11 protein-coding genes are annotated in these 14,838 nt (G+C 61.9%); 8 read left to right on the forward strand and 3 right to left on the reverse strand.

Annotated elements, in window-relative coordinates; genetic code table 11:
* Positions 1-8: 8 nt before the first annotated feature.
* The 5 genes from HMPREF3147_RS07130 to HMPREF3147_RS07150 all read left to right on the forward strand — a co-directional run bounded on the left by HMPREF3147_RS07130 (position 9) and on the right by HMPREF3147_RS07150 (position 4,341).
* Positions 9-1,622, forward strand: a complete 1,614-nt coding sequence (locus tag HMPREF3147_RS07130; protein WP_070446371.1) for an acyl-CoA carboxylase subunit beta — start codon at positions 9-11, stop codon at positions 1,620-1,622.
* A 60-nt stretch (positions 1,623-1,682) separates the two neighbouring features.
* On the forward strand, positions 1,683-3,014 hold the full coding sequence (locus HMPREF3147_RS07135; RefSeq protein WP_070446373.1) for a carboxyl transferase domain-containing protein: 1,332 nt from the start codon (positions 1,683-1,685) through the stop codon (positions 3,012-3,014).
* A gap of 10 nt (positions 3,015-3,024) precedes the next feature.
* Positions 3,025-3,219 (forward strand): acyl-CoA carboxylase subunit epsilon, encoded by a 195-nt coding sequence (locus tag HMPREF3147_RS07140; protein ID WP_070446375.1) that lies wholly within the window; start codon positions 3,025-3,027, stop codon positions 3,217-3,219.
* Positions 3,220-3,223: 4 nt separating this feature from the next.
* A complete protein-coding gene (locus tag HMPREF3147_RS07145; protein WP_070446377.1) occupies positions 3,224-3,820 on the forward strand; it encodes a Maf family protein in 597 nt (198 codons plus the stop codon).
* 104 nt (positions 3,821-3,924) lie between these two features.
* A complete protein-coding gene (locus tag HMPREF3147_RS07150) occupies positions 3,925-4,341 on the forward strand; it encodes a DUF3151 domain-containing protein (protein ID WP_070446379.1) in 417 nt (138 codons plus the stop codon).
* Between the two features lie 150 nt (positions 4,342-4,491).
* Here HMPREF3147_RS07150 and HMPREF3147_RS07155 read toward each other — a convergent pair whose 3' ends face one another.
* Together HMPREF3147_RS07155 and HMPREF3147_RS07160 are read right to left on the reverse strand one after the other, a co-directional pair.
* The gene (locus HMPREF3147_RS07155) at positions 4,492-5,628 is read right to left on the reverse strand and encodes a DUF4282 domain-containing protein (RefSeq protein WP_070446381.1); all 1,137 of its coding nucleotides are present in this window, start codon (positions 5,626-5,628) and stop codon (positions 4,492-4,494) included.
* Between the two features lie 196 nt (positions 5,629-5,824).
* On the reverse strand, positions 5,825-6,883 hold the full coding sequence (locus tag HMPREF3147_RS07160; RefSeq protein ID WP_010189357.1) for a Cj0069 family protein: 1,059 nt from the start codon (positions 6,881-6,883) through the stop codon (positions 5,825-5,827).
* 289 nt (positions 6,884-7,172) lie between these two features.
* Between HMPREF3147_RS07160 and HMPREF3147_RS07165 the strand changes: the two genes are divergently transcribed.
* The 3 genes from HMPREF3147_RS07165 to HMPREF3147_RS07175 all read left to right on the forward strand — a co-directional run bounded on the left by HMPREF3147_RS07165 (position 7,173) and on the right by HMPREF3147_RS07175 (position 10,765).
* Positions 7,173-8,033: a sulfurtransferase gene (locus HMPREF3147_RS07165; RefSeq protein WP_070446383.1), complete on the forward strand. Its 861-nt coding sequence runs from the start codon at positions 7,173-7,175 to the stop codon at positions 8,031-8,033.
* Between the two features lie 141 nt (positions 8,034-8,174).
* Complete coding sequence (locus tag HMPREF3147_RS07170; protein ID WP_070446385.1) at positions 8,175-9,947, forward strand: ATP-binding protein; 1,773 nt, start codon at positions 8,175-8,177, stop codon at positions 9,945-9,947.
* 260 nt (positions 9,948-10,207) lie between these two features.
* Positions 10,208-10,765 (forward strand): GNAT family N-acetyltransferase, encoded by a 558-nt coding sequence (locus HMPREF3147_RS07175; RefSeq protein ID WP_070446387.1) that lies wholly within the window; start codon positions 10,208-10,210, stop codon positions 10,763-10,765.
* Positions 10,766-11,252: 487 nt separating this feature from the next.
* On the opposite strand, the gene HMPREF3147_RS07180 is transcribed toward HMPREF3147_RS07175, so the two are convergent.
* Complete coding sequence (locus HMPREF3147_RS07180) at positions 11,253-14,684, reverse strand: pyruvate carboxylase (protein ID WP_070446389.1); 3,432 nt, start codon at positions 14,682-14,684, stop codon at positions 11,253-11,255.
* Positions 14,685-14,838: the final 154 nt, after the last annotated feature.

Genomic DNA, 14,838 nt, shown 5'->3' on the forward strand with positions numbered 1-14,838 from the left:
GTCGAAACATGACTATTTCCTCACATTTGTCGGAGCTTGACTCCCTGAGCGCCGACACCACCGCAGGCAAGATCGCTGAACTGAAGAGGCGTCGCGAAGCAGCGGCGCAGCCCATGGGTACAAAAGCCCACGACAAGGTCCACGCCCAGGGCCGCCTCACCGCGCGTGAGCGCTTGGACTACCTCCTCGATGAAGGCTCCTTCGTGGAGACCGACATGCTCGCCGTGCACCGCACCACGGACTTCGGCATGGGCAAGAAGCGCCCGCTGACCGATGGCATCGTCACCGGTTGGGGAACCATCGACGGCCGCGAGGTCTGCATCTTCTCCCAGGACGGAACCGTCTTCGGCGGCGCCCTCGGCGAAGTCTACGGCGAGAAAATGATCAAGATCATGGAGCTGTCCATCACCACCGGCCGCCCACTCATTGGCCTGTACGAGGGCGCCGGCGCCCGCATCCAGGATGGCGCCGTGTCCCTGGACTGGATTGCCAAGACCTTCTACCAAAACGTCAAGGCCTCCGGCGTCGTCCCACAAATCTCCGTCATCATGGGTGCTTGCGCCGGCGGCAACGCCTACTCCCCCGCACTGACCGACTTCGTGGTGATGGTGGATGAGAAGTCCAAGATGTTCGTCACCGGGCCCGACGTCATCAAGACCGTCACCGGTGAAGAAGTCAGCCAGGAAGAACTCGGCGGCGCCGGCATCCACATGCATAAGTCCGGCACCTCGCACTACACCGCTTCTAGCGACGAGGAAGCGCTCGATTGGGTACACGACCTACTGACCTACCTGCCCTCCAATAACCGCCAGCTGACCCCGGTTGAGCCCTACGAGGAGCTGGGCGAAGAAACCGTCGACGACCTCGTGCTGGATAGCATCATCCCGGATTCCCCGAACCAGCCCTATGACGTCAAGGAGATCATCGAGGCTCTCACCGATGACGGCGATTTCCTGGAGATCCAAGCCGACCGCGCCGATAACGTGGTCACCGCCTTCGGCCGCATCGAAGGGCGCACCGTGGGGTTCGTGGCCAACCAGCCCCAGGTCTTCGCCGGCTGCCTCGACATCAATTCTTCGGAGAAGGCCGCGCGCTTCGTGCGCACCTGCGATGCCTTTAATATCCCGATCATTATGCTGGTCGACGTCCCCGGCTTCCTCCCCGGCGCCGACCAGGAACACGATGGCATCCTGCGCCGCGGCGCCAAGCTGCTCTACGCCTACGCCGAAGCCACCGTTCCGAAGATCACCGTCACCCTGCGCAAGGCCTACGGCGGCGCTTACTGTGTGATGGGCTCCAAGGGACTGGGAGCGGACGTCAACCTGGCTTGGCCCACCGCCCAGATCGCGGTCATGGGCGCTGCCGGCGCCGTCGGTTTTATCTACCGCAAGGAGATCAAGGCTGCCCACGAGAAGGGCCTCGACGTAGCTGAACTGACCAAGTCCTTCGAGCGCGAATACGAAGACCACATGCTCAACCCGTATAAGGCAGCGGAGCGCGGGCTTATCGACGCCGTCATTCTCCCCTCTGAAACCCGCAGTGCAATCGCCAAAAATCTGCGCTTCTTCACGGACAAGAATGTGGCCCGCCCGGCACGCAAGCACGGCAACATCCCGCTTTAGGCTGCGCTCGGAACGAGCGCAGCGTAGTGCAGAAGACGCACTGTATTACACTAGTGTCCCATGACTGACTTGAAGACGACCGCTGGCAAGATCGAGGACCTGAGCGCCAAGCTCACCGAGTCCCGGGCGCCGCAGGGAGAGGTTCCTGCGGCCCGCAGCGCCATCGAGGCGCTCTTTGACGCCGGATCCTTCGTGGAGACCGACGCGCTCGCTCGCCACCGCTCCACCGAGTTCGGCCGCGAGCACATCCGTCCTTACACCGATGGCGTCGTCACCGGCTTCGGCACTGTCGATGGCCGCAAGGTCTGCGCCTATGCGCAGGACGCCTCGCTTTTCGACGGCACCATGGGCGAGGTCTATGGCGAAAAGGTCACCAAGCTTTATGACCTGGCCATTAAGACCGGCGTGCCCATCGTCGCACTCGTCGCCAGCGATAAGCCCCGCGCCCAGGAGGGCATTGTCTCCTCCGCCATGCAGGCCCGCATCCTGGCCCGCGCCACCACCGCTTCCGGCCTCATCCCGCAGGTCACGACAGTCTACGCGGACTCCAAGGAGGCCTCGCTCGTAGCCGCGCTGTCGGATGTCGTCATTGCTCCGGACGGTGACCTGCAGGCGGATGGGGAGCACGAGGTGAACGTCGCCAAGCGCGTGCTCTCCTACCTGCCTTCCAATAACCGTGCCGCCGCTCCCCGCACCGAGGCCACCATCGTTGCGGGCTCTGTGGAGGAGAACATTACCGACGCCGACCACGCCCTCGATACCCTCGTGGGAGATGACGGCGCCGTCGATCTCGCCGACGTGGTCACCGCCACCTGCGAGGATGTTTTCGAGCTCGGCGCCCAGGTGCGCGGTGTCTTCACCGGCTTCGGTCGCGTGGAGGGCCGCACCGTGGGCATCATCGCCAACCGCGACTCCTTCGATGCGGAAGCTGCCGCTAAGGCCGCGCGTTTCATCCGCCTCTGCGATGCCTTCAATACCCCCATTATCGAGTTCGTCGACTCCCCGGCGCTGGATGTGGAGAAGGCAGCGCTGGCCAAGCTGGTGCACGCCTACTCCGCGGCGAGCGTAGGCAAGATCAGTGTCATCGTCCGCCGCGCGCACGGCACCGGCTACATCGCTTTCGGCTCCAAGGAACTCGGTGCGGACCTGTCCTATGCGTGGCCGACGGCCGAGATCTCAGTGGCCGATGCCCCTGCACTGGCCGCAGAGCTAGAGCTGAGCGAGGAGGAGGCCGCCGCCTACCTGACCCCGTACCAGGCCGCTGAGCGTGGTCTCGTCGATTCCGTCATTACCCCGGCAGCCACCCGCGGCTCCCTCATCGAGGGCCTGCGCCTGCTGGATCGCAAGATTATTCCAACCCTGCCGAAGAAACACGGCAATATCGTTTTGTAGAGGTTTCCCTATGACCGCTTCCCTGTTTACCGTTCTGCGCGGCAACCCCACCGACGCTGAGGTGGCGGCCCTGTCCACGGTGCTCAGCCAGCTCGACTCTGAGGCGCGCGCCAAGGCCGCCGATATCCACTCCGAGCGCGACCTGTGGGGCCAGCCGGGTGACGTATTCAACCCGTCCGCCTTCCGCAACGTCCGCTACTACTAAGCGCATGCGCCTGGTTCTAGCTTCCCAGTCCCCCTCCCGCCTGTCCATCCTGCGGGGTGCGGGCGTGGAACCCGTCATCGCCCCGGCCCACGTGGATGAGCGGGCCATCGAGGAGCGCCTGGCGGGTGCTGAGCCCGCCGAGATCGTCTGTGCGCTGGCTACTGCTAAGGCAGAGGCTATTGCTCCTGACTATCCCGAGGACGTCGTGGTGGGCGGGGATTCCATGCTGCTTCTCGACGGCTCCCTCCAAGGCAAACCCCATACCCCCGAGGCCACCGTGGAGCGCTGGCACGCGCAGGCCGGGCGCGCCGCGGAGCTCATCACCGGCCATTGCGTGCTGCGGGGCGATAAGCGCTTCGTAGAAGCCTCGCGCACGACGGTGCACTTTGCCCAGGCTTCGAACGCCGATATCGAGGCCTACGCCCGCACCGGCGAGCCACTCGAATGCGCCGGCGCCTTTACCTTGGAAGCCCTCGGCGGCTGGTTCATCGACCGCATTGAGGGCGATCCCTCCTCCGTTATCGGCCTTTCGCTACCAGTGCTGCGCCGCGCGCTGTATTTCTTTGGGCTCAACGTTTCCGATTTCTGGGCTCAGCACTAATTCTGGGCGAGCCCTTCTAGTTCCGGGCGAACCTTCCAGGTTCGCCCCTTTCAAGGTTCGCCCCCTCTGGTGGCCGTGGCGCCACATGGCTAGAGTGGGGCGGCATGGAAATGAAAGATATGCTCGCTCCCCCGCCCATCAAGCTGCCCGCCGATCCGGGTGCTGACAGTACCTCCGATCTCACCGCCGGAATCGTCGCCCACCCGGATTCCCCGCTGCTCTGGGCTCTGCTGGCGGAACAGGAACTAGACAAGAACAAGGGTGCTGAGCCCACCGCTTTCATCACCGCCTACGCCTATGCGCGTACCGGCTACCACCGCAGCCTCGACCGCCTGCGCGGCAATGGTTGGAAGGGCTGGGGCCCTGTCCCCTTCTCCCACGAGCCCAACCAGGGTGTGCTGCGCGCGATTGCCGCGCTGGGCCATGCTGCGAAGGCCATCGGTGAGGACGCGGAGTATGACCGCATCCGCCAGATGCTTTCCGACGCCGACCCCGAGTCCGTCGCCGCGCTGCTGGACTAAGCAGCTCGGCCAGCCCGACTGGCTAGGAACAACGCCACTCTGCTCGCCGCGTAAACCGCGGCGGCCCCTGCATAGAAAAATCCCGCGGACCTCGAATACTGAGGCCGCGGGATTTGTTTGTCTGCCCTACAGCAGCGCGGAGAGTGACTTTTAAGCCTTATCGCCATCCGCCTTGGCAACCAGATCGCCGGTGTTCTGCGCGGTGCGGATGTTTGCCACGAAGAACTCCAAGATCAATCGGAACTGGATGACGTAAAAAAGGAAGGTGATTCCGCCGAAGATCACAGCACCGAGGAACGCAAGGATTCCCAAAAGAACGCTATCAGCGAAAAACGCGAAGGAGAAGAGGATCGTTCCTACCCAGAAGACTGCTGACAAAATGACGAGCAGCATATAAATGAAGGACGAGAACTTCAGGGTGATAAAGTTGCTGAAAGAGAAGTCAAACAGCGCCTTGAAGAATCCCGTGCCCTTGGAAGAACCGCCATTCGGCGCAGCCTGCTGCGGGTACTGATTCTGCGGGGAGGCCGCAAAGGGCGAGTTCTGCTGGCCAAAGCCCTGCTGCTCCTGGGTGCCGAAACCTTGCTGTCCTTGGGAGCCGAAACCTTGCTGCTCCTGTGCACCGAAGCCCTGGTTCTGCTGGGAGTAGCTACCAAAACCGGACGTGGAGTTGGAGTGAGAGGCCTGGCTACCGAAACCATTGCTTGACTGCTGCCCAAAGCCATGGCCCTGGTTGGATTCCGTCTGCGCACCACCGCCAAAGCCGTCGTTGCCATAGCCGTTAGTGCCGTAGCCGTTGTCGCTGTGGCTCTGGTTCGAGTTCGTCGACTCAGCGGCATGCTCGGCGCCAGCACCACTATCGGTGTTGTAGGAAGCATAGGAGGCGCCAAAGGAGTCCTGGGTGGAGTGGGTGTCCTGGTCCTTAGCGGACTCGGATGCGGGCTCAGCAGAAGCAAAGCCTTCGCTAAACGTGCTGTCCTTAGCTTCGCGGTCAGTGTCCGGCTGCGAATCCTGGGAAGAGGCGCTACCAAACGAGGAAGTCTCAGCGGAGTTCTCGGAGTAATCGCCGTATCCTGCCTGGCCACCCCAGCCAAAGCCGGAGTTCGAATCCTGGGCATTCCAGCCAGACGCCGAGCTATCCTTGTTGGACTGGGGGCTGCCGTAGCCGCCAAAGCTACCGAAGTTATCGTTCCCAGAGTTCTCGCCGTGGGAACCGTTAAAGCTGTTATCGCCCACGTTGCTATCGCTGTTGTCGGCGTTCTCACCAAACTGGTTGGGGTTCGTCATTATTCCTTAGACCTTTCGGAGAATCATCGAATTTCGCAGCACGCTACAGCACTACACTGGCGCAATTTTTACCCCTTCGAACGTACCTGAGATCTCGCTCACCGGCAGCCCGGCTCGGGGAATAAGCCCCAAGAAAATGCAAATTTCCCCTGCCGCGGCAGGGGAAGCTCGATAAGGCTAGCGCGAAAATAAACGCTTATGCGTGCTTGGCCTCCACGCGCTTGATGGCTTCAGCCGCCACCTTTTCCTGGATGCCCATGTCCAGCTCAGAGGTGAAGCCCACGCAGGAGCAGTTGATCTCACCAAGGACATAGGTGTCTTCGCCGTTCTCACCGTCCGCCAGCATGAAGTCTGCGGTCCAGATCAGTGGGATGTTGTCACCACCGAGCTTCTCTGCAATGACCGGGCGGACCTCAGCGAACATGTCGACGAGTTCCTGCCACTCCTCCGGCTTCTGGTAGGTGTACTTAGCACCGGAGAACAGGGTCGCGGAGAAAGCGTCGCCGCCCTCAGCCGGCTTCTTGTGCACCACGAAGACCGGATCCGGGCCCACGAGAAGAATACGAATCTCGCCTTCAACGATGCGCGGCATGAAGCGCATGTCCACGAGCATGCCGTTGTCACCCACGATGTACTGGTCGCAGAAATCCATAAACTCGCCGAGCTCGCGCTCCTCAGTGTGGTTGTCCACAGCCTCGGTGCACTTGATCTTGGTGTCGAGAGGCAGTGCGGTGCCCGGTTCGACGGACTCGGCCAGCTTCTCGTCGGCAAGGCGCACGCGCCAGATGCCGGAACCAGTGGAACCGCGGTTCTGCTTGAGCACGCGCTCGCCGTAGGACAGGGAGGCCGGGAAGGTCTTGTGGAAGGACTCGACGTCGTAGTAGGCGGCGGTGTCAGCCGGAACCAGGTCCGTGTCATTGAGCTTAACCAGGGCATCCTTGGCGCCGTAAGCCATCATCTCGTACGGGGTGGACATGCCGACCAGGCCGGCGTCGGACAGCTTGGTGAGCAAGTCGAAGTAGCCTTTCTCACCGCCCGGGATGTTGCCCGGGTTCACGCGGGAAATGTAGGCATCGAAGTTCTCAGATACATACTCAAAGAGCTTCTCAGACCACTCGGGACGGTAGAACACGACCTCTGCGTGCCAGCCTGCATCCTTGATGCAGTCGACGATCGGCATGGTGTCCTTACGGTGTCCATTGATCTGCTTGTCGGATCCGCCCTCGACCTCGAAGACGACGATTGCCTTGTGCACAGTGCTTCCCTTTCGCTAGGGGGTTAATGAGTGTCACTTCTTAAAATAACCCAGGTTAGGCCTGTTCGCTCACCTGAAGAAGCGACGCCAAAATGCGATAAAAGTCGAGCTTAACGCAGTTTGTGGCCCCTGACCTGCACACTTGTTATAACCAGTGCACGCGAGCTAGCACCCTACGGCACAAAAATGTATCCAACACCACAAAGAGCCCTCCCCCGTGACCACTTTTCGGCCGAGCACGCTAGAGTTGAAGCGAACGTTTCCCCTTAACGAGAAAGGCAGGTGGACCGTGGCCGAATTCGACCCGAATCCCCCTTTCCAGGAGTACGCGCACCCTGAGCGCCTCGTGTCCGCACCGTGGCTATCCGCGCGACTGGGCATCAACGGCCTCCACGTCATCGAGGTCGATGAGGATTCACTCCTCTACGATATCGGCCACATCCCCACCGCTATCCGTATCAACGTCCAGACGGAGTTGCTCGATAACACAACGAGGGACATCATCAGCGCGGAAGATTTCACAGCCCTCCTTCGCTCGAAGGGCATCGAGCGCGATGACACCGTCATCCTGTACGGAGACAAGTCCAACTGGTGGGCTGCATTCGCCCTGTGGATCTTTGAGCTGTACGGCCACGAAGACGTGCGGCTTCTCGATGGTGGCCGGGATGCCTGGATGTCCGAGGAACGCGATACCTCGTTTATGGTCCCTGACCCGACCCCTTCCTCCTACCCTGAGGTTTCCCGCGAAGAATCATCCCGCATCTTCGTCGACGAGCTGCGCGGCTCCACCGCCACGGTGGTCGACACCCGCAGCCCAGACGAGTTCTGCGGCGAAGCTGCCCTCAAGAACGGAACTGGTGAGTCTGCCTACGGCACCACCTTGACCCACGGTCACATCCCAGGCGCCATCAACCTCGAGTGGGATCGAGCGGTCTACCCCAACGGCTGCTTCCGCGCGCTCAGCGAGCTCAAGGTCAACTATGGCGAGCTAGAGCCCGCAACGGAAACCGTCCTCTACTCGCATGTCGGCGCTCAGGCCGCACACACCTGGTTTGTACTCAAGTACCTGCTCGGCTTCGACAACCCGCGCGTCTACGATGGCTCGTGGGCAGAGTGGGGCAACATGGTTCGAATGCCCGTTGAGCGTTAAGAACACACCGAATTAACCCCGCATCCACGCTGGTGCGGGTTTATTTTTTGACACGAAACCAAGATGTGAAGGTATCCTCATGTTTTGGTGTGCAAGAATAGTACGCAGTCCTATCAGAAAAAATGGAGGAGGGTTCCTGCCGTGGCAGTTGAAACCAAGAACATCACCAAGGTCCTCGTGGCCAACCGCGGTGAGATCGCGGTCCGCGTTATCCGCGCGGCTCGCGACGCCGGCATCGCATCCGTAGCGGTCTACGCTGAGCCAGATGCTGACGCCCCATTCGTCACGCTTGCCGACGAAGCCTTTGCACTCGGCGGTCAAACTTCCGCAGAGTCATACCTCGACTTCAACAAGATTCTCGACGCCGCCTCCAAATCCGGCGCCGACGCCATCCACCCCGGCTACGGCTTCCTCTCCGAGAACGCCGATTTTGCCCAGGCCGTCATCGACGCGGGCCTGACCTGGATCGGCCCCTCCCCGAAGTCCATCGCCGACCTGGGTGACAAGGTCACCGCCCGTCACATTGCCGAGCGTGCTGACGCTCCCATGGCACCGGGCACCAAGGATCCCGTCGCCAGCGCAGAGGAGGTCGAGGCCTTCGCCGACGAGCACGGTCTACCGGTTGCCATCAAGGCCGCTTTCGGTGGCGGTGGCCGCGGCATGAAGGTCGCCCACACCCGCGAGGAGATCAAGGACCTCTACGAGTCCGCCACGCGCGAGGCCGTCACTGCTTTCGGCCGTGGTGAGTGCTTCGTCGAGCGCTACCTGGATAAGGCCCGCCACGTCGAGGCTCAGGTCTTGGCTGACCAGCACGGCAATGTCGTCGTCATGGGCACCCGCGACTGCTCCCTGCAGCGCCGCTTCCAGAAACTCGTTGAAGAAGCCCCTGCCCCCTTCCTCACCGATGAGCAGCGCGCTTCCATCCACGAATCTGCCAAGCGCATTTGCCGCGAGGCCGGATACTACGGTGCCGGCACCGTGGAGTACCTTGTGGGCGCCGATGGCCTCATCTCCTTCCTTGAGGTCAACACGCGCCTCCAGGTGGAGCACCCCGTTACCGAGGAAACCACTGGCTTCGACCTCGTTCGCGAGCAATTCCGCATCGCCGAGGGCCGCGAGCTTTCCATCTCCGAGGACCCGGCTCCGCACGGCCACGCCATCGAGTTCCGCATCAATGGCGAGGACGCCGCCGCGGGCTTCATGCCAGCCCCCGGAACCGTCGCCACGTACTCCGAGCCTTCCGGCCCGGGCGTGCGCATGGACTCCGGCGTGCGCGAAGGTTCCGTCATTGGTGGCCAGTTCGACTCCATGCTGGCCAAGCTCATCGTCTGGGGCCCAGACCGCGCGACTGCCATTGCGCGTGCACGCCGCGCCCTGGCCGAGTACCGCATCGAAGGCCTCCCCACGGTTATCCCCTTCCATCAGGCCATTCTCACCGATCCTGCCTTCACCGCCGAAGACGGCAACTTCACGGTCTACACCAAGTGGATCGAGGAAGAGTGGGTAAACGAACTGCCCGAATACACCGACACCACCGAGGCCCCCGAGGACGAGGAACAGGAGGCCGCCCAGAAGTTCGTCGTCGAGGTGGGCGGCCGCCGTATCGAAGTGGCCCTGCCGGGCAACCTCCTCTTGGGCGGTGGCAATAAGCGCAAGAAGTCGAAGAAGCGTCGTGGCAAGGGGGCGTCGGCAAACGTGTCCGGCGACACCGTGACCGCGCCGATGCAGGGCAGCGTCATCAAGGTCGCCGTCGAGGAGGGCCAGGAAGTTGAAGAGGGCGAGGTCGTTGTCGTCCTCGAGGCCATGAAGATGGAGAACCCCGTCAAGGCCCACAAATCCGGCACCGTGACCGACCTCAAGGTGTCCACCGGCACGCAGATCAACAAGGGCGAGCCGATTCTGGAGATCAAGTAGTTCGCTAATGCGTCTCTGCCGGCAGAGAACAGCGCAAAACTGCGACAAACCTTGCCTCGATTAGCACTGTTAAGTACTCTTTGACGTGATACCCCGGTGGAGCTCTGCTCCGGGTTACTTACCCGCTGAGTACTACTTACCGGGGTGCTGTTTTGTCGCTCCGGGGGGATGCAGCAATGGCGCATCAGGATTGCGCCACCAACTCCCCTCGAGTCACTCAGTTAGTGACTAAATTCAGAGATCAAGTAGCCTCGGAAGGCATGAGCGTTAACGATTCCGAGTTCGGCGTACGGTTGGCCAAGGAGCACGACCGTACCTACCTCTCCCGCCTTCTTTTCCTCGCCGATGTCCTCGGTGACGAGGACGCCCATATCGGGGACTTCCACACGCCTGACGTGGGGCTGTACGTCGATGAATGGTCTCCCCATGTCGACGGCGGCGTCATCGCTGTCTCCAGCCACCGCGTGCCCGTTGGTGGCGCGTGGCTGCGCTACTACACCACTGAAGCGAAGGGTGCTGCTTACACCGGCAATCCAGAGGCCGATCCTTTTGATGAGTCCCAGTGGGCCACAGACCTCGATCCAGAGGAGATCCCCGAGCTCTTCATTGCTGTGGAATCCCGCTACAGGGGCTTAGGCGCTGGGCGACGCCTCCTGCGCAACACCTGCGACCTCGCCGAGGCGCAGGAAGCCCCAGCCATTTCGCTGTGGATTGAGCCGGAGAACACCGGCGCCCGCAAGCTTTATGAATCCGAGGGCTTCGTCGACATCGACGTCCCGGGCCGCCCGGATGCCCACGTGATGCTCAAGCGTTTCTAGCACCGCAAGCCGACAAAAGATGTCGACTATACTCGACACTTCCTCGGTTTCTTCTAAAAGTGTCGACTATACTCGACACCTTTCGCGGCGCGCCTACGGCAGCGCGAAGAGCGACGTTGCTCACCCACCGCGGATCCAAGTCGGGCCACAACGACGGTTTCCGTATAACGCTGCACGTATCTTCGCGAAAACGCGACTAGCTTCTTCGCTCCCCTCGCAACGCGCAACGTCTACGTGCCTCCATCGACATGCGGGAGGCGTCTGATAAAAGGCATCAGTCAAAAGGCGTTTTCACGGCTGAAAACGCCTTTTACTCAGTGCAGATGGCGTTTTTGGACCCAAAGATGCCTTCTGCCAGATGCCTTTTGCGAGGCGCCCTCCTGGCTTAGGTCAATGTAGTGAGGAAGAATCCCATCCCACCGCCAAAACCACCAGGGAGCAGCGCCAAGAATGACGCTGCTCACCCATCCATGACCTAAGTCGGTCTTTAGTTGATGACCGCGATGAGGTCGCCGCCCTCAACCTTGGTGGCGGCGCCGATGGCGACGCGCTCGATGGTGCCATCCTTGGTGGCGGAGATGGAGGCTTCCATCTTCATGGCCTCGATGACGGCGATCTGGTCGCCGGCCTTGACCTCGTCACCCGGCTTGGCGGTCGGGTTCACCACGCCGGCAAACGGTGCGGCCACGTGGCCCTCGTTGGACGGGTCAGCCTTCTCCACGGTGGCGACAGTGGACTCAACGTTGTTGTCGCGAACCTTGAGCGGGCGGATCTGGCCGTTGACGTTGAGTACGACGTTGCGGATGCCCTTCTCGTCCGGCTCACCCATAGCATCAAGACGCAAGGTGATGGGCTTGAGGTCTGCGCGGTCGTTGGAGCCCTCCGGGAAGTGGTGGACAATGTAGTCCTTACCTTCTTCCAGTCCGTAGAAGAAGACGGTATCCGTCAGCGCCTCGGTATTGCCGTAGGTGCGGCGGAACTCGTTGAACTCCTCGAACTGCTTCGGGAAGAGCAAGCGGTTGAGGGAGGCACGGCGCTCGGTGGAATCATCCGAACTCAGGTGCTTCTTCTCCTCTTCGGGGACGGGCTTGACGGCAACGTCGCCAGGCGCGCGGCCCTCCAGGACCTTGTCGCGCAGCGGCGGCCAGCCACCCGGAGGCGTACCAAGCTCACCGCGTAGGAAGGCGATGACGGAATCCGGGATGTCGTACTTGGTGGGGTTGGCCTCGAAGTCAGCCGGGTCCACGCCAGCACCCACGAGGTGCAGAGCGAGGTCACCGACCACCTTGGAGGACGGAGTCACCTTGGTCGGGCGGCCAAGCATCTCGTTCACCGCAGCGTAGGTGTCCTCGATAACCTCGAAGCGGTCCTCCAAGCCCAGCGCAGTAGCCTGCGCGCGCAGGTTGGACAGCTGGCCGCCCGGAATCTCGTGGCGGTAGACGCGGCCGGTCGGTCCAGGAATGCCCTTCTCGAACGGCTGGTAGAGCTGGCGTACTGCCTCCCAGTAGGGCTCCAGGTCAGAGACTGCCTTGAGGGAAATACCGGTGTCACGCGAGGAGTTGGAGAATGCCGCGATGATGGCGGACAGCGATGGCTGAGAGGTGGTTCCCGCTAGCGGTGCGGAGGCACCGTCGACGATGTCCGCGCCAGAGAGGGCCGCCGCGTAGTAGGTAGCCAGCTGGCCACCCGCGGTATCGTGCGTGTGCACGTGAACCGGCAGATCAAACTCCTTGCGCAGAGCCATGACCAGCTTGGATGCGGACTCCGGACGCAGCAGGCCTGCCATGTCCTTAATGGCCAAGACGTGGGCGCCGGTGTTGACGATCTCTTCGGCCAGCTTGAGGTAGTAATCCAGCGTGTAGAGCTTCTCATCCGGGGAGCACATGTCGCCGGAGTAGGCCATGGCAACCTCGGCCACGGTGGTGTTGGTCTCTAGGACGGCGTCGATAGCCGGGCGCATCTGGGTGACGTCGTTTAGCGCATCGAAGATACGGAAGATATCCACGCCGGACTTAGCAGCCTCCTGCACGAAGCCGGTGCACACATCGTTGGAGTACGGCGAGTAGCCCACGGTGTTGCGGCCACGCAGCAGCATCTGGATGTTTTGGTTCGGCATGGCCTCACGCAGCAGATCCAGGCGCACCCACGGGTCCTCCTTGAGGAAGCGCATGGCGACATCGTAAGTAGCACCACCCCACGCCTCCACGGAGTAGAGTTCCGGGGTCATGCGGGCGACGGCTTCAGCAGCCGTGACCAGAGCGGTACCGCGCACGCGGGTAGCCAGCAGGGACTGGTGAGCATCGCGGAAGGTGGTATCGGTGACCGCCAGAGCATCCTGCTTACGGATCTTTTCTGCCCACTTCTTCGGGCCCAGCTCCAGCAAGTCGTCACGGGAACCGCGCGGCAGCTCGGAGTTAAAGTCCAGATCCGGCAGCTTATCGAAGGGGCGCAGGGTGGTCGGACGCTCACCGTTCGGCTTGTTGACGGTCACGTCAGCGATGTAGTCGATGATGCGGCCAGATTCGTCCACAGCCGGCGGGGCCTTCAGCAGGTCCGGGTGCTCCGGAATGAAGCTGGTGTCCACGCGAGTGTTGACGAAGTCCGGCTCGCGCAACAGAGCGCGCAGGAAGCCGATATTGGTGGCCACGCCGGCCACGGTGAACTCGTTGAGCGCGCGCTGCGCACGGGCCACGGCTTGCTCGAAAGTGACACCGCGGCAGGTCATCTTCACCAGCAGCGAGTCAAAGTTCGGGGAGATCTCCGCGCCGACGGCCGTTGCACCGTCGAGACGCACGCCCGCGCCGCCCGGCGAGCGGTACTGGGTCAGCGTGCCGGTATCTGGGCGGAAGCCGTTAGAGGGGTCCTCAGTGGTGATACGGCACTGCAGTGCCGCGCCGGTGATGTGGATATCCTCCTGCTTGAGGCCCAGCTCCTCCAGGGAGAGGCCCGCGGCAATCTGCATCTGGGACTTCACGATGTCCACGCCCGTGACCTCCTCGGTCACGGTGTGCTCGACCTGCACGCGCGGGTTCATCTCGATGAAGACGTGGTTGCCCTTCTCATCAACAAGGAACTCGACGGTACCAGCGCCCTCGTAATTGATGTGCTCGCAGAACTTCACGGCGTCCGCGCAGATGCGGTATCGCAGTTCCGGGTCCAGCGTCGGCGCCGGGGCAATCTCCACAACCTTCTGGTGGCGACGCTGCACGGAGCAGTCGCGCTCGTACAGGTGCATGACGTTGCCCTGGGAGTCAGCCAGAATCTGCACCTCAATGTGCTGCGGGCGAATGACCGCGGTCTCGAGGTAAACATTGCCATCGCCGAAGGCGGCCTCCGCCTCGCGGGAGGCCTCAGCGCACTTGGTCTTCAGTTCTGCTTCGTTCTCGATGAAGCGCATACCGCGGCCGCCACCGCCGGCCACTGCCTTCACGAAGACGGGGAACTCAAAGTCCTTGGCGTACTCCGCCAGCTTGTCGACGTCCGTCGAGGGCTTCGAGTCCTTCAACGTAGGCAGCCCTGCTTCCTCAGCTGCAGCCACAGCGGCGGCCTTATCGCCGGTCAGGTCGAGGGTCTCAGCCGTGGGGCCGATGAACTTGATGCCGTTGTCACGGCAGGCGCGAGCCAAATCTGCACGCTCTGAAAGGAAGCCATACCCCGGGTAAATGGCATCCGCACCGGACTTCTTGGCGGCGCGAATAACCTCATCGATATCGAGATAAGCCTTGACCGGCTGACCCTCGGTACCGATACGCACGGCTTCATCCGCGAAGGCGCGGTGGAAGGAGTTGCGGTCTTCTTTGGGATAAATTGCAACGGTCTTGGAACCGACCTCAAAGGCGGCGCGGAAGGCACGCACGGCAATCTCACCGCGGTTGGCCACCAAGATCTTGGAGAAGGACTTGTGGGCGGTATCAGACACTAGGAGTGATCCTTTCAGATAGGAACAATACGAAGACAAGGATAGTGTCCGAGGCGACAACGCGGGCGAGAATCGGCTTATATGTCAACAGGAATCCACACGCTGCACATAGTCGGACAAAGAAGAAAACCAGCCCACGAGAAGAAAGTTTCGT

Source organism: Corynebacterium sp. HMSC05D03 (genome assembly GCF_001807205.1).
Lineage (GTDB): Bacteria > Actinomycetota > Actinomycetes > Mycobacteriales > Mycobacteriaceae > Corynebacterium > Corynebacterium aurimucosum.